The organism is Mycobacterium stomatepiae, assembly GCF_010731715.1.
In the GTDB taxonomy this organism is placed as follows: Bacteria; Actinomycetota; Actinomycetes; order Mycobacteriales; family Mycobacteriaceae; genus Mycobacterium; species Mycobacterium stomatepiae.
Genome location: NZ_AP022587.1, coordinates 561,276 through 580,700, shown reverse-complemented (window position 1 = coordinate 580,700; position 19,425 = coordinate 561,276). Strand labels below are relative to the sequence as shown.

Genomic DNA, 19,425 nt, shown 5'->3' with positions numbered 1-19,425 from the left:
GTCAGACGCGTCAAGAACCTTTGTTGTAGCGAGTCAGGAACCCGATGGACGCGACCGCCGCGGCGGTGCCGATCACACCCCACAGCACCAGTTGGAAGGCCATCGCTGCGAAGAACCAGCCAAACGTCATTCCGATGTAGAGCATCCAGATCAGCCGGAAAAAGCTCCAGACCGCAACCAGGCCGGTGCTGATCCCGATGTAGAGGCTCCGTTGGCGATCGACGCGGTTGATCTGCTCCTGGATGCCAGTCGGCACGATGTTCATTTACGGTCTTCCTTTCCTGGGGTGCCACCTCCTTGGCGGCGTCGTTGCGATAAGTACAGACGCCGACGGCGGCTACCGATCCCAACAACGTCGCAGGCCCGGGGGCCACGCGCAGGTCAGGACGCCGGTGCGGGTGTCGCTGCCCTGTCGTCGACCGGGCGGTTCATCTCCGCCAGGAACTGGCGGTAGCGCTCGGCGTGAGTCGGTCGGCGCCGGACGATCAGCCAGCCGACAGCCAGCGATACGAACCAGACGGGGAACCACGCAAGGGCGACCGCGGTGTCTTTCTCCGTCGTGAGCGTCCACGCGACGAAGGCGAAGAAGGCTAAGGCGGCCCAGCACATCGCCGGGCCACCGGGCATCTTGAAGGCCGAGGCGGCGTGGCGCTCTGCGTGCCGGCGGCGGTAGACGAGGTAGCTGACGAGGATCATCGCCCAGACGAACATGAACCGTAGCGCCGAAATCGTCGTCACCAGCGTGAAAGCGCGTATCACCGAACCGCCGACGTGCAGCACGGGGATGGCGGTCAGCAGCAGCGCGGCCGTGACGAACAGGGCGGGCGCCGGCACGCCGCCGCGGTTCAGCCGGCGAAAAACCGCCGGAGCGCTACCTTCGTCGGCCAGACCGTAAAGCATCCGGCCGGTCGAGTACATCCCCGAATTGGCCGCCGACGCCGCGGCGGTGGTGACGACGAAGTTGACGATCGACGCCGCGCCTGCGAGTCCGGCCAGGGAGAACATCGTGACGAAGGGGGACTCGTTGCCGGTGAACCGCCGCCATAGCACGACCGTGAGGATAACCAGCAGCGCGCCGATGTAGAAGATCGAAACCCGCAGCGGCACAGCATTGATCGCGCGGGGCAGGGTGCGGCGTGGATTCGCAGCCTCGGCCGCCGCGGTGCCGACCAGTTCCACACCCACGAACGCGAAGAACGCGATCTGGAATCCGCCGACCATCCCCATGAAACCCGTCGCGAAGAATCCGCCACTGTTCCAAAGGTTTTCGATTGTCGCCGGATCACCTTGCGGCGAAATGAAATTGGTGGCAAGCAGGACCACACCGACGACGATCAAGCCGATGATCGCGATGACTTTGATCAACGCGAACCAGAATTCGACCTCGCCGAAGTTGCGCACGCTGAACAAGTTGAACAGCAGGATCAGCCCGCAGGCGACCAGCGCCGGCACCCAGGCCGGTAGACCGGGCCACCAGAACTGCAGGTAGCCCGCGATCGCGACGAGTTCGGCGATACCGGTCACGATCCACGCGAACCAGTACGACCACCCGACGAAAAAACCTGCCGCGGGCCCCAATAGTTCACCCGCGAAGTCGACGAACGACTTGTAATTCAGGTTCGACAACAGCAGTTCGCCCATCGCGCGCAGCACGAAAAACAAGAAGAACCCGATGATTCCGTACACCACCACCACCGACGGGCCGGCGCGGGAGATCGTGCGTCCGGCGCCCATGAACAATCCCGTTCCGATCGCGCCCCCGATCGCGATCAGCTGAATGTGACGGTTCGCCAGGCCGCGGTGGAGCTGCGCGACAACAGGATTGGGATCGACGGCGTCCTCGCTCATGTGTCACGTCCTCGCGGTTCCGAGCTGCCGACAACTACAGCTAACTGTCGCTGTAGCCAATCACGATAATTCCTATCTTGACGCCCGTGCCCGACCATGCCGATTGTCAACTGCCGTACGCTCACCGACATGGGCTGGTTCGAGCGGGCAAGGAAGGCCAGCGCCGGACAGCGCGTCACGCGGTCCGACCAGCGGCACGCCGTCGACGCCGTCGCCGAACTCAACGAACGCAGCGCCGAGCGGGAACGGCTGATGCGCGACGGACTACCGGGCGTCGCGACAATCGTGGCGATCCGCGAAAACGTCGCGACGACGGCGCTGGGGTGGTGGCACGAAGTGGAGTTGGACGTGCGGTTGCCCGACCAAGACTCCTACCACGCCACCCGGCGCGTGTCACTCGAGCTGTCGACTGCCCCGCATCTCACGATCGGCGCCGAGGTGACGGTGCGCGTCGATCCCGCGGACCGTTCGAATGTCCTTGTCCTCGTGACGCTCTGAACCCTAGCTCGACGTCTTGACCATCAGCTTGCCGACGTTCTTGCCGTCGAACAGCATGTTGATCGCCGTCGGCAACTGTTCGAAGCCTTCGACCACGGTCTCGAGCGGGGTGAGCTTGCCCGCCGCGATCAGGCCGGAGATCTCGCGGACCGCCTCGGGAGCGCGGCCCAAGTGGTCGAGAACGATGAAGCCTTCGAGCTTGGCGCGCTGGATCAGCAGGTTGCCGAATGCGCGCGGGCCCGGCGGTGGGTCGGCCTCGTTGTAGCCGGAGATCAGGCCGCACAGCGCGACACGCGCGCCGATGTTGAGGCGCGCGAACACCGCGTCCATGATCACGCCGCCGACGTTCTCGAAGTCGACGTCGATGCCGTCGGGCGTCGCCGCCCGGAGCTGGGCTGCCCAGTCGTCGGCACGGTAGTCGACGGCCGCGTCGAAGCCCAGCTCCTCGGTGAGCAGCCGGCACTTGTCCGGGCCGCCGGCGATCCCGACCACACGGGCGCCGTCGGCCTTGGCAAGCTGGCCGGCGATCGAGCCGACCGCGCCGGCCGCGGCCGAGACGACGACGGTCTCGCCTGGCCGCGGCTTGCCGATGTCGCGAATTCCGACCCACGCGGTGAGCCCGGTCGTCCCAAGCGCGCCCATATAGGCGCTGGGGGAGACGCCGTCGGCAACGTCGACTGCGAACAACGGCGCCGTGTCGGAGACAACCAGGTACTCCTGCCAGCCGACGAGGCCCTGGACGATCTGACCAACCGAATAGTGGGGGTTCTTTGATTCGACGACCCGACCCAGCCCACCGGCCCGCATCACCTCGCCGATTCCGACCGGAGGCAGGTATGTCGGCGTGTCGTTGATCCAGGTCCGATTAGTAGGATCGAGCGAGATCCATTCGACATGCACCAGCGCTTCGCCATCGCCGATCTCGGGAACCGATTCCTCGACGAGCTCGAACGTGTTGGGGCCGATGCGTCCGGTGGGACGCTCCCGCAGTAGGAAACGACGATTCACCTCAGCCATGAGCGCACGCTACGCCAGCAACCACCAATGGTGTAACGCACCGTATGGCCCAGCACACCATCACTCACGTTTCCCGATACCCCTGAGGGCGATCGCCCTCCTCACGCATTGAGCTTCGCGACCACCCAACCATCAACCCGCACATCCGAATTACCCGGGTTGAGCCGGGATATTCAATGCCGCGGCTGCGGCGCCTTACGATCGGTAGACAAGATCGGGTCGCGGACTGTTCGTCTGCGAAAATGCGCCCGCCGATCCTAGGATCACGACATGCGCATCACGGTCAAATTCGACCTGAGCTTCGAATACGGCGCGCTGGAGCAGTTGTGGCGCACCGCTGATCGCATGGGCTTCGAAACGGTGTGGGATTACGACCATTTCTACGGGCCGAAGGACAGCACCGACCCCACCTACGAGGGCTGGACGACGCTGGCCGCGATGGCCGCCGTCACCAAGCGGGCGCGAATCGGCTGCCTCGTGTCCAGCGTGACGTTCCGAAACCTGGCGGTCATGGCCAAGATGGCGGTCACCGTCGACCACATTTCCGGTGGACGCCTCAACTTTGGCATCGGCGCCGGCTGGCATGAAAACGAACATCGCGGGTACGGCATCGACTTTCCCGACCCCGGCATCCGTGTCGCGATGGTCGACGAGGCGCTGACAGTGCTGCGCAGGCTGTGGACGGAGGAATCCGTCACCTTCGCCGGGCGGTTCTTCACCCTCGAGGAGGCGCTGTGCGAACCCAAACCCGTTCAGCAGCCGCATCCACCGATCGTGATCGGTGGTAGCGAGCCGAAGATGCTGCGCGTGATCGCCCGTCACGCAGACATGTGGAACATGCCCGGACACGAGGGGCCGCAGCGATGGGGCGCGGTCAACGCCGACCTCGACGCGGCCTGCGCCGAGGTGCGGCGCCCGCCGGCCGAGATCCAGCGTTCGGCCCAGTTGTCACTGCATCCGGCCGAAGCCGGCCAATTGGACGAACAGCTGGCAATGTTGCCGGAGTTCGAGCGGCTCGGCTGCGCGCAGATGGTGTTGGCTTTCCGCCAGCCGCCGACCGATGCGCTGCTCGAACGTTGCCTCGCCCTGGATTGCGCCCCCGGCGGATCGCGACCGTCTAAGCCGAGCTCTTTGCCCATTCCCATCGCGGCCGGCGTGGAGGATTGTTAGCCGGGTGGATGCGTCGCGAGTTGCTGTGGTGCCGATCGCCGTCATGGGGATGTTGGGGTTCAGCTGGCCGGCCAGTGCCGATCCGCCGCCGACTCAGCAGATCACCACGGTGGCCGTCGGATCCCAGGGGCAGGCCGTGAACGGGTTTCACGAGACCCCGACCCAAGGCAACGTCGTCGTCGAGGGCTGCACGGCGTCGCCCTCGGCGGTGGCCGACGATGTCTACGCGTGCTCGCCGAGCGCGGCCGGCGCCGCCACCTGCTGGCCGTCGACACCGGGTTCGCTGTTGTGCGTGGACGATCCGTGGGACCAGCGATTGCATCGGGTCAGCTACCAGGGCCAGCTACCGCCGGTGCAACCTCCGGCCCTGCCGGAACCGTATGCGCTCGTTCTCGACGACGGCTACGTCGGGGGCTACTGGTGTGGCGACACCGGCGCCCACCCGGTGGTCTTGTGCCTGCCGACCACGCAGACCTGCGTAGCCGACCGCTCGGGACCGACCTGGACGGTCAAAGTCGGTCAATTGGGCGCGCCGGGCGCTCACTTCCCGCCGCCGCAGACCCACGCGGTCACGAGCGCGTGGTTCGCCGGGGATCGGATACCGGGCTGACGCGCCCGACTACCAGACGCGGATCCAGTCGACCAGCATGTCGGCGGGGTAGCTGCCCGGTCCGGGATCGCCACCCCCCGAGCCCGCGACTGCCAGGTTGAACACCGGATACACCGTGTAGCCGGGACCGTTGAACGGCCAATCTGGCAGCGAGCTGGCCGGGACATCGAAATACGGCTGGGCGCCGTCGGAATAGTCCTTCCAGAACCTGATGCCGGCCTCGTCCCACTGGCATCGCCAGGTGTGCCAGGCGCTGTCGACCGCGATGTTGTGGGTCTTCCACTCGCCGCCGTTCGCTTTGGCGTGAACGGTGGTCGCCGACGGCCAGCTGCCGTTGCCGTACCACTCCATCACGTCGATTTCGCCCTGGTCGTCGTTGCCGAGCCAATAGGCGGGCCAGGCGCCCGCGGTCAGGCAGTTCAGCTTGACCCGGGTTTCCCAGGTGTGGCCGACGCCGCCGCGCCACAGGCTTTGGACCTTGCCGCTGAAGTAGGTCGGCCCGTCCTTGGCGGCGCGCAGGACGAGGTTGGAATTACCGTCGACGAATACGTTCTTTCGATCGTCGCGGTACTGTCCGATGTGCTCGGGGAGTTCCCAATAGGTCGGATCCTTGATCGTCTCGCGAGCCTTCGCGATCGCCCACTTCGACGGATCGGGCGCCGAGCCCGCCGGACCGTCGAACTCGTCGGAGAATATGTAGTTCCCGCTGGGCGCGCTGGGCGGCGGTGTCCGCCCCGGGTAGGCCTTGGCCTCAGGGATGGGGAGCGCGGCCGCCAGCACGCCGATCCCTGTCGTCAGCATCATGCGGCGACGGTCCATCTCAGGCATAAGCAAACGACGATAGCAGCCCGGGTCGTACGGGGTCGAAACGAAAATTGTGTCGGTGGTCGTCGCTAGCATTTGGATCGCTGTCAGCCGGAAACGGACGGCAAAACCGCACTAGCTCGGGATTTGGGATGAATTCACGGTCAATTCTCATGATCACGCTTGGTTTGGTCTCAGGATTGCCTGGGCATCCTGGACACGAACACATAACACATCCGTAGCTTCGCGGCTGAATCGGTTGCTCTGAGAGGAGCTGACAATCATGGCGAATGCACCAGGGTCGACCGTTGTTTTCCTCCAGTCACACCCGGCCTGGATTGCAGCCCAGCGACGTGAACGCGAGCGGACGGAATCCATGCATCGTCACCCGTCATCGCGGGGTCGTCGGCGCACCGCCGAGGTGGACCACGCCGTCGCCGCCGGCGGCCGTCACTTCAGGGTTTATTCCAGCGGCGACACCCCTGCATAACCGCTAACCGCGACCGATATCCAATTAATCGGGCCGCCGCGGTGCTTATCACCAACTCATAACCGGCGTTCTTACCGACCACATCGTTGAGCTCTTCTGCCTGCGCGGGTAAATCGAACGCGGTTGCCTGTGTCTGGAACTATTTACATCTGCGCCCTTGCCTACTACATTTCGTAGTAGACGAGCGTGGGAGACGCCGATGTCCGACAACTCGAACCCGCGTCCGGCGGACCGTTCCCTGACTGTGGCGATGATCGCCTTTGTCGCGGCGTTCGGGCTGCACGGCGTCGACCACTTCCGACGGGGCATGACGGCATCTCCACCCGTTGTCATGGTCGGCGGGACTATCCAGGGCATTTTTGTGGTTGTGGCGCTTGTGCTGGTCCTACGACAACGCCGCTCGGCTGCGGGCTTTGCGTCCTTCGTCGGGTTCGGCAGCGCCGCATTGTTCACCTACGCGCACGTCCTGCCGACATTTCTGCCCGGCTATCAAGACAGCTTCAGCTCCGGACCGCGCGTCAACGTCACATGGTTCTCCTGGCTGACGGCCGCCGGCGAGATCGGTGCCGGATTGACCCTCGGCTACCTCGGTTTGCGGTCTCAGCAACGAATCGCCAAACAGCTTGCGCGACAAGGCAATAGCGAATGCTGCACATAGAAGAATACGTCGGCATAATTCTCGGTGTACCGCAAACGCGCCGAGCAAAAGCGCTAGCCAATCCGGATCAGCCGCATAGCGCGGTGATTCACGAACTGGAGGGCTACATCAAAGCCCACCATCCGGACACGACCGACGTCAACGTGATGAACGCGACGGACACCGGCCGAGCCGACAAGACCCACCAGCCGGTCAGGCACTGGTACCACGTCACCTACGAAGTCTGAGGCCGCTGCGTCGCCCCCTCCGCGACGGCTTGTGAAAAGCGCTGTTGGCAGCCGTGATTCGGTGCACTCCAGTTTCTCACGCGCCGAGCTCGACTCCCGCGTCGAAGGCCGCGATCGTGGCGTCGAGCGCAGCAATGAGTCTGGCCAGATCACCACAGCGCGGATTCGACGAAATTCGGGCCCTTTCCGCCGCCCAGCCCGATGCGACGGCGTGCGAGTATCTTCACGGCGCCGGACGAATTGCCATGGCGCACAGAGGATTTACCTCGTTCAAGTTTCCGATGAACACGATGGGCGCGTTTCACGAGGCCGCCAAGCTCGGGCTCCGCTACATCGAGACCGACGTTCGGTCCACCCGCGACGGCGTGGCGGTGATCCTGCACGACCGCCGGCTCCCGGGGTTCTCGGATGCGATCGACCGATTTTCTTGGCGGGAGGTCCGCTGCGCGGATCTCGGCGCGGGGGAGACCGTCCCGACGCTGGAAGACCTGCTGGTCGCGCTGCCGACGATGCGGCTCAATATCGATATCAAGGCCGAGTCGGCCATCGAACCGACGGTCGAGGTCATCGAGCGGTTGAACGCGCACGACCGGGTGCTGGTCACGTCGTTCTCCGACCGGCGCCGGCGTCGCGCGCTGGGCCTGCTCTCCAAACCAGTCGCGAGTTCGGCCGGCACGGTCGCGTTCCTGGCCCTCGCGGCGGCGAAAACGCCGGCCAGCCGTGCGTACGCCTGGCGGTTGCTGCACGACAGCGACTGCTTGCAGCTGCCGCCCCGGCTAGGCCGGCTGCCGGTGATCACACCTTCCCTGGTCCGGGCTGCTCACGCCTCGGGACGTCAGGTGCACGCGTGGACGGTCGACGACCCGGCAACGATGCGCGCCCTGCTCGACATCGGCGTGGACGGCATCATCACCGATCGCGCCGACCTGCTGCGCGAGGTGCTGATCGCCCGCGACGAGTGGGCGCCGCTCTAACTACAGCTTGCTTGCCACGAAGTCGGCGGCCTGGTTAGCCATGCCCGCATCGATGTAGGCACCGGCGAGATGCTGCGGCCAGTTCTCTTTCCAGGTGTTCGGGTCGGCCGGGTTGCAGATCGGGTCGGCGCCGTGGCACAGCTCGATGGTCCGGTCGTTGTAGATCGGGTTGAAGTTCGTGATCGGACCCACCCACTGGCTCCCGTTGCCGAACAGCGCGACGGCGGCGATGTGCTGATCCATGCCCGCCGGCAGGGGGCTGTCGAACCCGAACGCACCGATCGGCGCGGCGAGCACCACATCGGTCACGGCGGCTCCCAGTGAGTAGCCACCCAGTACCAGGCGGGTGTCCGGGCAGTTGCTGGCCATGTCCTGGATGTGGTGACTCATGTCGTTGGCCCCGATGTCCACCTGGGTGTCGGCGGGGTACTTGACGGCGTACGAGCCGAAGCTCTTGTTACCGACCTTGGACGAAAGCGCGTTGATGAACGCGTTGCCGAGCACACCGAGCCCGGGCGATTCGTATCGGCCGCGGGCGAACGCCACCTGAACCTGGGGGCAGCTGGCGGCGGCCGACGGCACGGCGCCCGGGGTCCCCGACGGCAAGACCGCCGGAGCCAATGTCAGTGCGCCTGCGATCACGACCGCTGTCAGGCACACGCCAATTGATTTTCGGAGAAGTAAAGCGCGCACAGCACGATGTTAAGTCGAACTCGCCACCGCCGCTGGGCTGGGTGAACCCCGATCCTGACGGACCTTGACCACGCTGTCGGCCGGCGCAGGCCGACCGATAGGTTCAGCTGATGAGCCACACCAACGCGGGTGCACCAGAGCGCTTGTTCGCGCTGGCCGAACAGGTGACGGGCTTCATGCCCGACGACGAGGGGCGCGCGCTGTACGACGCGGCGCTGCGGTATCTGGGCGACGGTGTCGGGGTGGAGATCGGTACCTACTGCGGCAAATCGACCCTGCTGCTCGGTGCGGCGGCGCAGCAAACGGCCGGGGTGCTCTACACGGTGGACCATCACCACGGTTCCGAGGAACACCAGGCCGGCTGGGAATACCACGACGCGTCGCTGGTCGACGAGGTCACCGGCCTATTCGACACGCTGCCGACGTTTCGTCGCACGCTCGACGCCGCCGGGCTGGACGACCACGTGGTGGCAATCGTGGGCAAGTCACCGGTCGTGGCCCGGGGATGGCGGTCGCCGCTGCGGTTCCTGTTCATCGACGGCGGCCACTCCGAGGCGGCGGCCACCGAGGACTTCGACGGGTGGGCCAAGTGGGTCAGTGTCGGCGGGGCACTCGTCATCCATGACGTCTTTCCCGACCCGGCCGACGGAGGACGGCCCCCGTATTACATCTATTGCCGCGCATTGGATTCCGGTCAGTTCCGGGAGATCTCCGCGCTCGGTTCGCTGCGGGTACTGGAACGCACCAGCGGTCAGGCGGGCGCGCCGATCGACGTCATCGGCCGGTAACGACGCACTCGCAGTCGAAGTCGGTCTGCAGCCCCAGCGGCAGGTCGTGGCCGCGAAAGATCCCGGCACCCCGGGTGGTGTTCGACAGCGCGTCCGCGGCCAGGATCACCGCGGCGCCCGTCCAGGTCGTGCGCTCCTCGGGCCACCGCTTCCCGTCGGCGAACACCAACCCCGTCCAATATGAACCGTCTCGTTCGCGCAGGTGCTGCATCGCGGTGAATTGCTCACGTGCGGCGCAGCGTTGACCGATGGCTTCGAGCGCCATCACCAGCTCGCAGGTTTCCGCGCCGGTCACCCAGGGCCGATCGTCGACGCAGCGGATGCCGAGGCCCTCGACGACAAAGTCGTCCCAGCGCGCCGTGATGCGCGCGGTCGCGGCCGGACCCCGCAGCGCACTGCCGAGGATGGGGTAATACCAGTCCATCGAGTAGCGGTCTTTTTCGGTGAACGCCTCCGGATGCGCGACCAGCGCATGACCCAGCCGGCCCAGGGCCAGCTCCCACTCCGGCTGCGGGTCGCCCACCAGAGCCGCCAGCGCCAGCGCACACCGGATGCTGTGATACACACTGGCACACCCGGTTAGCAGTGCTTCGCGCACTGGCCCCGTTTCACTTCGCGCCCAACAGATCTCGCCGTACCCGATCTGCAGGTCGATGACGAAGTCGATGGCCTTGTGGACCACCGGCCACATCGAAGCGGCGAAGGAATCGTCACCGGTGACCAACACGTAATGCCAGACGCCGGTGGCGATATAGGCGCAGAAATTGCTGTCACTGTTGGCGTCTTCGATTGTGCTCGAACGAAATTGGAGGGGCCAGGATCCGTCCGAACGCTGCGTACGGCGACTCCACTCGTACGCGGCCCGCGCCGGCTCCAGCAATCCGGCCGCGGTGAGCGCCATCGCCGATTCCACGTGATCCCAGGGGTCGGTGTGACCGCCTCGAAACCACGGGATGGCGCCCGATGACTCCTGCTCGGTGGCGATGGACATGGCGGTCTGGCGACACTGCTCCGGGCTGAAGACACCCGGAACTGCGGGCGGGCTAGATTGACGCAACTGAATACCCCAGGGTCGACTCGGCCTCGACCTTTCGCGGTTTGGTGAAGTACATCGCCACGCTCTTGCCCACCAAGGGATTGAGCACCGACTCGGCGATGCGGGTGAGCAGCGGCCGCTGCATGAGATCCCACACCAGGATTTTGTGGTAGGCGGTCACCATGGGATGGTCTGTATTTTCAACTCCCACAGCACATTTCAACCACCAGAATGGCGCGTGCAGCGCATGCGCATGATGTGAATGCGTCAATTCCAGGCCATGCCCGGCGACTTTGTCTCGTAATTCGCTGGCCCGGTAAATGCGGATGTGACCGCCCAGATTGGCGTGGTATTCGTCGGACAGCAGCCAGCACACCTGCTCGGGGAGCCAGCGAGGCACCGAGACCGCCAGCGTGCCACCGACTTTGAGAACCCGGATCAATTCAGCGATCGCCGCGTCGTCCTGCGTGACATGTTCCAGGATTTCGGATGCGATGACGCAGTCGAAAGTCTCGTCGGGGTACGGCAATTTCAATGCATCGCCGACAACCACTTCCGCCGATGCCGAGGCGGGCACCTCGCCGTTTTCGGCCATCGCTCGCAGAATGGTGTCCACGGACTCCAATTCGGCTTCGTCGCGGTCGAACGCGATGACGTCGGCACCGCGGCGGTACGCCTCGAACGCATGCCGACCGGCGCCGCAGCCCACGTCGATCACCTTCGTGGACGGCCCGATTCCGAGCCGATCGAAATCGACTGTCAGCATAGCCGCTCGCCCTGCACGACGGCCCTTCGTGCGATCGCCTGCTCGTAGATCCGAACGGTCTGTGCCGCGACGGCTTCCCAGCTGAACACGCTGACGGCACGCGCCCGGCCCGCCTTCCCAAGGCTGCGCCGCTTTTCCGGCGAATCGAGGAGCTCGCCGAGTGCGCGGGTCAGCGCGTCGACGTCGGCGGGGGGCACCAGCTCGGCGCAGGCGCCGTCGGTCCCGAGAACCTCGGGCAGTGCGCCAACGCGGCTCGCGACGATCGGGGTACCGCTCGACATCGCCTCCACGGCGGGCAGCGAGAATCCTTCGTAGAGCGACGGTATGCACGCGACCTCGGCCGAGGCGAACAATGCGGCCAACTCGGCATCGGTGAGCCCACTGGTGATGTGGACGATGTCCGAGATCCCCAGTTCGGCGATGAGTTTGTGCGTGGGGCCGTTGGGTTCCACCCTGGCGACCAGCCGCAGCTCGACGTCGCGGTTCACGCGAGCCTTCGCGACCGCGTGCAACAGGGTGCTGACGCCCTTGAGCGGGGTGTCGGCGCTGGCGATCGCGATCACGCGGCCGGGATGGCGTGGGCCCGAACCCGGCTTGAACAGCTCGGTGTTCACGCCCAGCGGCACAACGTGCAGTTGCTCGGGGGAGACCCCGAAATCGAAGACGATATCGGCGGCCGATGAGGACGAGACCGTCAACAAATCCGGAATCCGGCGGGCCACATGTTCCTGCATCTTCGAGAACCCGTACCAGCGATGCACCGACGGTTTGCGCCACCACTTCGCGGCGGCGAGATCAAGGACCCGGTCCCGGGTGATGGGGTGATGCACGGTGGCCACCACCGGCCAACCCGCGTCGGCCAACGTCAGCAGCCCGGTGCCCAGACTCTGGTTGTCGTGAATGACGTCGAAATCGCCCGCGCGGTCGGCCAGCAAGCGGGCCACGCGGAGCGTGAAGGTTCGTGGCTCGGGAAAGCCCGCCGTCCAGACCCCCAGCAGTTCCAGCAGGTCGATCGAGTCGCGGATCTCGCTCAGGTGCGGAATCCGCCACGGGTCGGGCTCGCGATACATATCGAGACTCGGAACCTCGGTCAGTCGCACCCGAGGGTCGAGCAATTCCGGGTAGGGCTGCCCGGAAAACACTTCGACATCGTGACCGAGTTCCACGAGACCGTGGCTGAGATGTCGTATGTAGACGCCCTGTCCGCCGCAATGGGTCTTACTACGGTAGGACAGCAAGGCAATTCGCATACTCAACTCTTCTTTGCTGGTTAACGAAGGCGGAGGGGCGCCGAACCCATTGCGATCAACGGGCTCCCGAACTCCGTGACAGCAAACTGGACATGTGTCCAGGCTATAGTTCGATCAGCTAATCGACGCAACGCGCCATCGACGCCCTTCAATAGTAGGTTTCGGCGACATCCGTCGGTCGGCGTGGTCAGCTGGATAACTGTTCCGGGTCGCGAGGAGGCGATCAAAAGTCGGAACATGTTGTTAGCCAATGGCCTCAGCGGTGATCGATACGAGGGCGCGTTTGTTTGCTGGACGGCGGCGCCGGCGCTGATGTCTCAGCGATCGAGAAGGACGGCGAGGGCGTCGGAGACCATGTCCTCGGGGTCCCGGTCGATGCCGACATTGCGTAGTTCGCCCTCGATGGCCAGGGAGGCGATGCCGTGCACAAGCGACCACAGCGGCCCGGCCACCTTGAGCGGTTCTTCGCCACCCAGCAGCCCGGCGGCCTGGCACCCGGCTATCGCCTCGAGCAGGTTTCCGAAGGCTTGACCTGCGGCGACGGCCAGGCTCGGGTGCTGGGTCTTGTCGGTATCCGCGCCGAACATGACCCGGTACTGGTCCGAATGGCCGACGGCCCAGCGCACGTAGACGCGACCGATTGCGATCAGCCGGTCGGTCGGCCCTGACGCGGCGTCCGCGCCGGCGGTCAATGCGGCGTGCAGGTCGACAAACCCCTGCTCGGCGACGGTTGCCAGCAAATGGGCCTTGTCGGTGAAGTGGCGGTAGGGCGCCGCGGCGCTCACGCCCGCCCGGCGTGCCGCCTCGGTCAACGTGAAACCCTTCGGCCCCCGCTCCGCCACCAGCGACAGCGCGGCGCTGGTCAGCGCCCGTTTGAGATCGCCGTGGTGGTAACTGTCGCGGCGGGTCTTCGTTGCCACGGGGGACTTCTTTCCGGACATGTTGACGACATTAACATGGAGGAATTATGTTAATGGCATTCACATACTCGAAAGGGCCGAAATGTCATCTCAACCAACAACCGGCTGGGCGCTGATCACGGGTGCCAGCTCCGGTTTCGGCGCGATCTTCGCCGACCAGCTGGCCAAGCGGGGCTTGTCATTGCTGCTCGCCGGACGCGGCGCGCCTGGGCGCGGTCGCCCAGCGGGTACGTCAGACGGCGGCCGCTGAGGTCGAACTGGTCGTCGGCGACCTCGGCACTGAAGCCGGCGTCGACGCCCTCACGGCCCGCCTCGACGGACGGGCGGTCGAGGTGCTGGTCAACAACGCCGGGTTCGGCACCTACGGACGATTTGCGGAGCTGGACGCCCACCGCGAGCATGAACTGGTTGCGGTCAACGTCGACGCACTGGTCCGTCTGACCCATGCGGTGCTTCCCGGAATGCTCGCCCGCGGTCACGGCGGCATCCTCAACGTCGCCTCCACCATCGCGTTTCAGCCCGGGGCCTATCAGGCCACCTATGGCGCCTCGAAAGCGTTCGTGCTCTCACTCAGCCAGGCGTTGTGGGCCGAGACGCGCGGCTCGGGCGTCACGGTGACCGCGCTGTGCCCGGGACCCACCCGCACGGGTTTCGTCGACGCCTTGGGATCGGATGTCTCGCACACCGCGATCTACCGGCACCTGGCCGCGCCCGAACCGGTGGTGGCCGCCGGGCTGCGCGCACTCGACCGCGGCCGTCCGGTCGCCGTTCCCGGGTGGCGCAATCGGATCATGACCGCCGGCGGCCGCTTCTCACCCGGTTGGCTTGCGGCGTTGATCAGCGCCCGGATGCTGCGCCCCGCAGCGGCGCCGGCGCACGCGACGCGTTGATGTCCGGCGGCTTCCTCACCACCCGTCTCGTGAAAGCCGCTGAACGCGAGTAATTCACGTCACAGGGCCATCCTTGGCTCCGTCGACTCCGAATTGCTATCAGTCACGCGGGAATTCGCGCACCAGTGAACCGCCGACTCGCGAAACGCGTGGCTAGATATCAATAGCTATACCTAGCTGTGAGGGAGTCGTCGTGAGTCCGGTACCAGAGCAACGGTATGACGTCATCGTGTGCGGCGCGGGATCGTCGGGCTCGGTCATCGCGGGGCGGTTGGCGGAAAACCCCGATGTGAAGGTCCTGCTGCTGGAGGCCGGCGGCAGCGATGACGTCCCGACCGTGACCGACGCGAGCCAGTGGCCGCTGAACCTGGGCAGTGAGCGCGACTGGGGTTTCGCATCCGAGCCCGACCCGAGGCTGCACGGGCGCTCGATCCCGTTTTCGATGGGCAAGGTGCTGGGCGGCGGGTCGAGCATCAACGTGATGGTCTGGGCGCGCGGACATCGCAGCGACTGGGATCTTTTCGCGTCCGAATCCGGTGAACCGGCCTGGGGTTACGAGCCGGTCCTGGACTTGTATCGACAGATCGAGGACTGGCAGGGCACGGGTGAGCCGAATCATCGCGGCACGGGAGGGCCGGTCTTCGTGCAGCCGACGCCCGATGTACATCCGGTCGCCGCGACGGCCGTGAAAGCCGCTAGGACACTGGGGATTCCGACCTATCAGAGCCCCAACAGTCGGCTGATGGAAGAAATGCGCGGTGCCGCGATCACCGACGTGCGATACCGCGACGGGAAGCGCCTCTCGCTGTTCCGCACTTACACTGCGCCCCATCTGGACAAGCCGAACCTGACCGTGCTCCCGCATGCCCTGGTGACGCGGGTGACATTCCAGGGCAATCGGGCCACCGGCGTCGAGGTAGTCCACGACGGCGCCGTGCACCACGTCACCGCGGAGACCGGGGTGGTGTTGTCCCTCGGGGCGATTCACACTCCCAAGGTGCTGATGCAATCAGGTGTCGGTGATACCGACGAACTGCGCGAAGCCGGAGTCAGGGTCCGCCAGCAACTGCCCGGTGTCGGACGCAATTTTCAAGACCACTACGGGTTCAGCTGCATATGGGAGTTTCCCGACGGCGTGCAAAGCAGTACCCAGGCGGGAGCGGCGATGTTCTGGGACTCCGGACTCGGCGACGTCGATGGACCCGATCTCTTCGCGTGCCTGGGGGCATTGTCGATGGCCACGCCAGAGAACACCGCGAAATACTTCGTGCCACAAGACGCCTGGAGCCTATTCGGCTCACTCACGCACCCGCAAAGCCGCGGACGGTTGCGATTGTCGGGGCCGGGTCCCAACGATCCGATTCGCATCGAAGCGAATGCTCTCTCACACCCCGAAGATCTCAAGACCGCGATCGCCTGCATCGAAACCCTGCGTGAAATCGGCAATTCCGCCGAACTTCGCCCGTTCGTGACGCGCGAGGTGATGCCGGGAGTCCTGACCGGCGACGCGCTGGAGACCTATCTGCGCAACGCGGTAACCACCTACCGGCGCGAGTCCGGGACGGCCAAGATGGGTCGCGACCCGATGTCGGTGGTCGACGGACACCTCAACGTCTACGGCATCGAGAATGTGCGCGTCGCCGATGCGTCGATCATGCCGCGCATCACCAGCGGCAACACCATGGCGCCCTGCGTCGTGATCGGGGAGCGCGCCGCGCACTTCATCAAGTCCGAGCACCAGCTCTGACAACAACGGATGTCCGGCCGCGGACCGGCTGCTACGCGTGTGACAGCGAATCCATAATGACCAATCATCAACGCCACGATAGGAATTCAACTTCATGCTGGAACTCATCGACAAGGGCCAGCCGAGCAAAGAGCACCCGCACCCGGTGCTCTTCGTGCACGGCGCCTTCCAAGGCGCCTGGAGCGGGGACGTGCACTTCCTGGATTTCTTCGCCGAGCGCGGGTTTCGCGTCTTGGCCCCCAGTCTTCGCGGTCATGGCTCGAGCCCGGTCGACAAACCCCTTCGCATGTGTTCGATCTCGGACTACGTCGAAGACGTCACCTCGGTTGCCAATAAAGTTGCGCCGGAGCCGATCCCGATCGGGCACTCAATGGGTGGATTCATTGTGCAGAAGTACCTGGAAGACAACGAGGCGCCCGCGGGAGTCCTGCTGGCGTCCGCGCCGCCGCGTGGACATCTACGGACCTTGTTGCGGTCAATGCGCCGACACCCCTGGGGCTGCACCAAATTCCCGGTCAGCGGTCGGCCGGCCGACATGTACGGCGGGACGCTGGCGGGTGCACGCGCCATGCTCTTCAGCGCCGAGACGCCCGAATCCGTAGTGGTCGAAGGCATGGAGCGGCTTCGACCGGACGGCACGCGGGCGATCCTCGGCGACATGGTCGCTTTCAATTTGGTCAAGCCCACCCGCGTGACGACGCCCCTTCTGGTGCTCGGGGCGGAGCAGGACGGCATTTATCCTCCCTCCGACGTGCACACAACGGCCAAGGCCTACGACACAGCCGCAAGCATCTTCCCGAGCTTGGGGCACGAGATGATGCTGGAGCCCGGGTGGGAGGCAGTTGCCGAGCGCATCCTGTCGTGGCTGCAGGAGCGGGGGCTATAGCCGTTTTTGCTACGATCTGGCGGTGTCCGATACGGCTGCACCACGCGGTCGCGGCGGACCGCGATCTGTGTCTCGACGCGAGGCCTTCAAGTACGCACTTTCACCAGCGCTGCTGAGTCTGGCCGCAACCGTCGCCGCACCCACCTCGTCGGCCGCCGACATCCAGCTGATCGATTTCGCCGAGAAGCGGATCGCGCCGGACGAGATCAAGGCGGCAGGGTACGCCGGGGTGATCAACTACGTCTCGGCGGAGCGGCCCGGGGCGCATTTCGAGGCCAAGCCCATCACCGGCGAGTACGCCGACTCATTACGCGCGGCCGGTCTGCAGATCGTCAGCAACTTCCAGTACGGCAAGCCCGGATGGCCGGCCAACCCGTCGGACCTCACCCGCGGACATGACGGCGGGTTGGCGGACGCGCAAACGGCTCAGCAATTGCATGCCGCGGCAGGCGGACCTAACTCGGCGCCGATCTTCTTCAGTGTCGACGACGATATCGACCAAAACACCTGGAATACCCTTGCCGTCGAATGGTTTCGGGGAATCAACTCGGTGCTCGGCGTCGGTCGCACCGGTATCTATGGCCACTACAACGCGTGTGGCTGGGCGATCCGGGACGGGGTGATCGGCAACTCGACCAGCGCAGGCCACCGCTGGGCGTGGCAAACCAGATCGTGGTCGCACGGCCAGCGCGAGCCGATGGCGGTGCTCTACCAGGCCATCGTCAACTCCCCGTCGAACCCCGGCCCACTGCTGGGCGGCATCAATGTGGATGTGGACGATGTTCTCGCGGCCGATTACGGGCAGTGGGATCTCAGTCGCTGAGCCCGCGCTGCGTACCCAGAGGCACCGACGTTCCGGTCGCCTGGGGAGCCGTGGAGGTGATGAAGTCCTCGAGGATGTCCGCCACCGCCGCCGGCGCCTCGACGTGCGGGTAGTGGCCAAGACCTTCGAGCACCTCGAGACGACTGCCTTCGACCGCATCGTGAGCCGCATAAGCGTGCGCGACGGGGATGATCCCATCCTCGTCACCCCAGATCAGCAAGGTGGGCAATCCGGCCGCGACGTGCAGCTTGTTGAGCGCGCTGACGGCCTGGCCGCGGTAGTCCACGACTGAGCGCAGCGTCCGCAAAAAGGCCTGGCGGGTTCGCGCGTCCGACAGCGAGGAGTAGGAATACCACATCTGACCAGCTCGCGGCGACTGAATCCCAGCCGAGGTCAGCCAGGAACCCAGCTTGTTGCCGAGCTTGAGGACCGGTTGCGGCGCGAGGATGGGCAGCACGAACTCGGCGCCCGGCGCGGACAGGAACCGCAGCAGCGGGCTGAGATCGGGCCCGAGACCACCACTGCCGATCAGGACAAGCCGCTCACAATAGTCGCGGTGCTGGTGGGTGAACTGCATAGCGATACCGCCGCCGAGCGACTGCCCGATTACCGTGGCCCGGCTCACCCCGAGCTCGTCGAGCAGATCACGTAAAAACACCGCGAAAGCGCCCAGCGAATAGTCGCCGCGCGGCTTCGCGGACATCCCGTGGCCGAGCAGGTCCGGCGCGATGACGCGGTACTTCTTCGACAGCAGCGGAATGATCGCCTGCCACGTCGCGGAGCTACCGGCCATCCCGTGGATCAGCAACAGGACGTCGCCGTGGCCGGCGTCCCGGTAGGCGATGCGATCGCCATGCAGTTCGAGGTAGGTCAATTCGCTCATGAGGAAACCGTTTACCCATGTCTTGGTAGATAGAACGCTTCGGTCTTTACCCTGATACCCAACTTACGCCTCCGTAGGTTACTGATGGGTAATAATGTGGCAGGCCTCACTCGGCGGGCACGCCGGCTCGACATGCCCAGTCGTCGGCCCAGGCCTGCAACGGTTTCAATGCGCCCATCAGCGATATCCCGTGGTCGGTGAGGTGATATCCAGCGCCGGAGTGGCCGACGATATCCAGCGCCCGCAGTTCTTTCAGCCGGGTATTGAGGGAGCCGGGATTCATCTCCGATGCCGCCTGCAGCGCGCGGAAGTTCAGCGGCCCGTGGTGCAGTTCCCAGAGGACACGCAGTGCACCGCGCCGACCCAAGGCGTCGAGGGCGACCATGATTGGTCGTCCAGATGCCGAGCCCCGAACCGGGGACCCGATTCGCGGATCCGTCATGCTTC

Annotated in this window: 22 protein-coding genes; 11 read left to right on the top strand and 11 right to left on the bottom strand. The window is 65.3% G+C overall.

Going from position 1 to position 19,425, the window contains the following annotated elements:
- Positions 1-10: 10 nt before the first annotated feature.
- Together G6N54_RS02825 and G6N54_RS02820 are read right to left on the bottom strand one after the other, a co-directional pair.
- On the bottom strand, positions 11-265 hold the full coding sequence (locus tag G6N54_RS02825; RefSeq protein WP_163788485.1) for a hypothetical protein: 255 nt from the start codon (positions 263-265) through the stop codon (positions 11-13).
- 116 nt (positions 266-381) lie between these two features.
- The gene (locus G6N54_RS02820) at positions 382-1,848 is read right to left on the bottom strand and encodes an amino acid permease (protein ID WP_163788484.1); all 1,467 of its coding nucleotides are present in this window, start codon (positions 1,846-1,848) and stop codon (positions 382-384) included.
- Positions 1,849-1,977: 129 nt separating this feature from the next.
- On the opposite strand from G6N54_RS02820, the gene G6N54_RS02815 reads away from it, so the two are divergent.
- The gene (locus G6N54_RS02815) at positions 1,978-2,346 is read left to right on the top strand and encodes a hypothetical protein (RefSeq protein ID WP_163788483.1); all 369 of its coding nucleotides are present in this window, start codon (positions 1,978-1,980) and stop codon (positions 2,344-2,346) included.
- Positions 2,347-2,349: 3 nt separating this feature from the next.
- Here the strand turns inward: G6N54_RS02815 and G6N54_RS02810 are convergent, their stop codons facing one another.
- Positions 2,350-3,363 carry an NADP-dependent oxidoreductase gene (locus G6N54_RS02810; protein ID WP_163788482.1) on the bottom strand — a complete coding sequence of 338 codons (1,014 nt, stop codon included), beginning with the start codon at positions 3,361-3,363 and terminating at the stop codon, positions 2,350-2,352.
- Positions 3,364-3,633: 270 nt separating this feature from the next.
- Between G6N54_RS02810 and G6N54_RS02805 the strand changes: the two genes are divergently transcribed.
- Positions 3,634-4,533: an LLM class flavin-dependent oxidoreductase gene (locus G6N54_RS02805; protein ID WP_163788481.1), complete on the top strand. Its 900-nt coding sequence runs from the start codon at positions 3,634-3,636 to the stop codon at positions 4,531-4,533.
- Positions 4,534-4,537: 4 nt separating this feature from the next.
- Positions 4,538-5,143 (top strand): hypothetical protein, encoded by a 606-nt coding sequence (locus G6N54_RS02800; protein WP_163788480.1) that lies wholly within the window; start codon positions 4,538-4,540, stop codon positions 5,141-5,143.
- A gap of 9 nt (positions 5,144-5,152) precedes the next feature.
- On the opposite strand, the gene G6N54_RS02795 is transcribed toward G6N54_RS02800, so the two are convergent.
- Positions 5,153-5,971, bottom strand: coding sequence for a glycoside hydrolase family 16 protein (locus G6N54_RS02795; RefSeq protein ID WP_163788479.1), 819 nt, complete (start codon positions 5,969-5,971; stop codon positions 5,153-5,155).
- 665 nt (positions 5,972-6,636) lie between these two features.
- On the opposite strand from G6N54_RS02795, the gene G6N54_RS30145 reads away from it, so the two are divergent.
- The 3 genes from G6N54_RS30145 (at position 6,637) to G6N54_RS02780 (ending at position 8,296) form a co-directional block, all read left to right on the top strand.
- Positions 6,637-7,095 carry a hypothetical protein gene (locus tag G6N54_RS30145; RefSeq protein ID WP_232073295.1) on the top strand — a complete coding sequence of 153 codons (459 nt, stop codon included), beginning with the start codon at positions 6,637-6,639 and terminating at the stop codon, positions 7,093-7,095.
- Complete coding sequence (locus G6N54_RS02785) at positions 7,083-7,322, top strand: hypothetical protein (RefSeq protein ID WP_163788478.1); 240 nt, start codon at positions 7,083-7,085, stop codon at positions 7,320-7,322. The genes G6N54_RS30145 and G6N54_RS02785 overlap by 13 nt, the downstream gene beginning before the upstream one ends.
- A 245-nt stretch (positions 7,323-7,567) precedes the next feature.
- The gene (locus G6N54_RS02780) at positions 7,568-8,296 is read left to right on the top strand and encodes a glycerophosphodiester phosphodiesterase family protein (RefSeq protein ID WP_163788477.1); all 729 of its coding nucleotides are present in this window, start codon (positions 7,568-7,570) and stop codon (positions 8,294-8,296) included.
- On the opposite strand, the gene G6N54_RS02775 is transcribed toward G6N54_RS02780, so the two are convergent.
- Positions 8,297-8,989 carry a cutinase family protein gene (locus G6N54_RS02775; protein WP_163788476.1) on the bottom strand — a complete coding sequence of 231 codons (693 nt, stop codon included), beginning with the start codon at positions 8,987-8,989 and terminating at the stop codon, positions 8,297-8,299.
- Positions 8,990-9,099: 110 nt separating this feature from the next.
- On the opposite strand from G6N54_RS02775, the gene G6N54_RS02770 reads away from it, so the two are divergent.
- The gene (locus G6N54_RS02770) at positions 9,100-9,777 is read left to right on the top strand and encodes a class I SAM-dependent methyltransferase (protein ID WP_163788475.1); all 678 of its coding nucleotides are present in this window, start codon (positions 9,100-9,102) and stop codon (positions 9,775-9,777) included.
- Here the strand turns inward: G6N54_RS02770 and G6N54_RS02765 are convergent.
- The 4 genes from G6N54_RS02765 to G6N54_RS02750 form a co-directional block, all read right to left on the bottom strand.
- On the bottom strand, positions 9,764-10,834 hold the full coding sequence (locus G6N54_RS02765; protein ID WP_163788474.1) for a prenyltransferase: 1,071 nt from the start codon (positions 10,832-10,834) through the stop codon (positions 9,764-9,766). The genes G6N54_RS02770 and G6N54_RS02765 overlap by 14 nt on opposite strands.
- On the bottom strand, positions 10,821-11,579 hold the full coding sequence (locus G6N54_RS02760) for a class I SAM-dependent methyltransferase (protein WP_163788473.1): 759 nt from the start codon (positions 11,577-11,579) through the stop codon (positions 10,821-10,823). Before G6N54_RS02760 ends, G6N54_RS02765 begins: the two co-directional genes overlap by 14 nt.
- Positions 11,573-12,829 carry a glycosyltransferase family 4 protein gene (locus G6N54_RS02755; protein ID WP_163788472.1) on the bottom strand — a complete coding sequence of 419 codons (1,257 nt, stop codon included), beginning with the start codon at positions 12,827-12,829 and terminating at the stop codon, positions 11,573-11,575. Before G6N54_RS02755 ends, G6N54_RS02760 begins: the two co-directional genes overlap by 7 nt.
- A gap of 317 nt (positions 12,830-13,146) precedes the next feature.
- A complete protein-coding gene (locus G6N54_RS02750; RefSeq protein WP_163788471.1) occupies positions 13,147-13,770 on the bottom strand; it encodes a TetR/AcrR family transcriptional regulator in 624 nt (207 codons plus the stop codon).
- A gap of 101 nt (positions 13,771-13,871) precedes the next feature.
- On the opposite strand from G6N54_RS02750, the gene G6N54_RS02745 reads away from it, so the two are divergent.
- From G6N54_RS02745 to G6N54_RS02730, 4 genes are all read left to right on the top strand, one after another.
- The gene (locus G6N54_RS02745; protein ID WP_163788470.1) at positions 13,872-14,639 is read left to right on the top strand and encodes an SDR family NAD(P)-dependent oxidoreductase; all 768 of its coding nucleotides are present in this window, start codon (positions 13,872-13,874) and stop codon (positions 14,637-14,639) included.
- 193 nt (positions 14,640-14,832) lie between these two features.
- The gene (locus tag G6N54_RS02740) at positions 14,833-16,386 is read left to right on the top strand and encodes a GMC family oxidoreductase (protein ID WP_163788469.1); all 1,554 of its coding nucleotides are present in this window, start codon (positions 14,833-14,835) and stop codon (positions 16,384-16,386) included.
- A 94-nt stretch (positions 16,387-16,480) separates the two neighbouring features.
- Positions 16,481-17,272 (top strand): alpha/beta hydrolase, encoded by a 792-nt coding sequence (locus G6N54_RS02735; protein ID WP_163788468.1) that lies wholly within the window; start codon positions 16,481-16,483, stop codon positions 17,270-17,272.
- A 22-nt stretch (positions 17,273-17,294) separates the two neighbouring features.
- The gene (locus G6N54_RS02730) at positions 17,295-18,095 is read left to right on the top strand and encodes a DUF1906 domain-containing protein (protein ID WP_163788467.1); all 801 of its coding nucleotides are present in this window, start codon (positions 17,295-17,297) and stop codon (positions 18,093-18,095) included.
- Here the strand turns inward: G6N54_RS02730 and G6N54_RS02725 are convergent.
- On the bottom strand, positions 18,085-18,978 hold the full coding sequence (locus G6N54_RS02725) for an alpha/beta fold hydrolase (RefSeq protein ID WP_163788466.1): 894 nt from the start codon (positions 18,976-18,978) through the stop codon (positions 18,085-18,087). The genes G6N54_RS02730 and G6N54_RS02725 overlap by 11 nt on opposite strands.
- Positions 18,979-19,084: 106 nt before the next feature.
- Positions 19,085-19,420, bottom strand: coding sequence for a winged helix-turn-helix transcriptional regulator (locus tag G6N54_RS02720; protein ID WP_163788465.1), 336 nt, complete (start codon positions 19,418-19,420; stop codon positions 19,085-19,087).
- Between the last annotated feature and the right edge of the window lie 5 nt (positions 19,421-19,425).

What these genes read in the sequence shown, in the direction of transcription:
- G6N54_RS02795 (WP_163788479.1), bottom strand. Translation starts at nt 5,971, where the DNA reads ATGCCTGAGATGGACCGTCGCCGCATGATGCTGACGACAGGGATCGGC.
- G6N54_RS02725 (WP_163788466.1), bottom strand. Translation starts at nt 18,978, where the DNA reads ATGAGCGAATTGACCTACCTCGAACTGCATGGCGATCGCATCGCCTAC.
- G6N54_RS02805 (WP_163788481.1), top strand. Translation starts at nt 3,634, where the DNA reads ATGCGCATCACGGTCAAATTCGACCTGAGCTTCGAATACGGCGCGCTG.
- G6N54_RS30145 (WP_232073295.1), top strand. Translation starts at nt 6,637, where the DNA reads ATGTCCGACAACTCGAACCCGCGTCCGGCGGACCGTTCCCTGACTGTG.
- G6N54_RS02785 (WP_163788478.1), top strand. Translation starts at nt 7,083, where the DNA reads ATGCTGCACATAGAAGAATACGTCGGCATAATTCTCGGTGTACCGCAA.
- G6N54_RS02820 (WP_163788484.1), bottom strand. Translation starts at nt 1,848, where the DNA reads ATGAGCGAGGACGCCGTCGATCCCAATCCTGTTGTCGCGCAGCTCCAC.
- G6N54_RS02780 (WP_163788477.1), top strand. Translation starts at nt 7,568, where the DNA reads ATGGCGCACAGAGGATTTACCTCGTTCAAGTTTCCGATGAACACGATG.
- G6N54_RS02760 (WP_163788473.1), bottom strand. Translation starts at nt 11,579, where the DNA reads ATGCTGACAGTCGATTTCGATCGGCTCGGAATCGGGCCGTCCACGAAG.
- G6N54_RS02815 (WP_163788483.1), top strand. Translation starts at nt 1,978, where the DNA reads ATGGGCTGGTTCGAGCGGGCAAGGAAGGCCAGCGCCGGACAGCGCGTC.
- G6N54_RS02770 (WP_163788475.1), top strand. Translation starts at nt 9,100, where the DNA reads ATGAGCCACACCAACGCGGGTGCACCAGAGCGCTTGTTCGCGCTGGCC.
- G6N54_RS02720 (WP_163788465.1), bottom strand. Translation starts at nt 19,420, where the DNA reads ATGACGGATCCGCGAATCGGGTCCCCGGTTCGGGGCTCGGCATCTGGA.
- G6N54_RS02750 (WP_163788471.1), bottom strand. Translation starts at nt 13,770, where the DNA reads ATGTCCGGAAAGAAGTCCCCCGTGGCAACGAAGACCCGCCGCGACAGT.
- G6N54_RS02755 (WP_163788472.1), bottom strand. Translation starts at nt 12,829, where the DNA reads ATGCGAATTGCCTTGCTGTCCTACCGTAGTAAGACCCATTGCGGCGGA.
- G6N54_RS02735 (WP_163788468.1), top strand. Translation starts at nt 16,481, where the DNA reads ATGCTGGAACTCATCGACAAGGGCCAGCCGAGCAAAGAGCACCCGCAC.
- G6N54_RS02810 (WP_163788482.1), bottom strand. Translation starts at nt 3,363, where the DNA reads ATGGCTGAGGTGAATCGTCGTTTCCTACTGCGGGAGCGTCCCACCGGA.
- G6N54_RS02825 (WP_163788485.1), bottom strand. Translation starts at nt 265, where the DNA reads ATGAACATCGTGCCGACTGGCATCCAGGAGCAGATCAACCGCGTCGAT.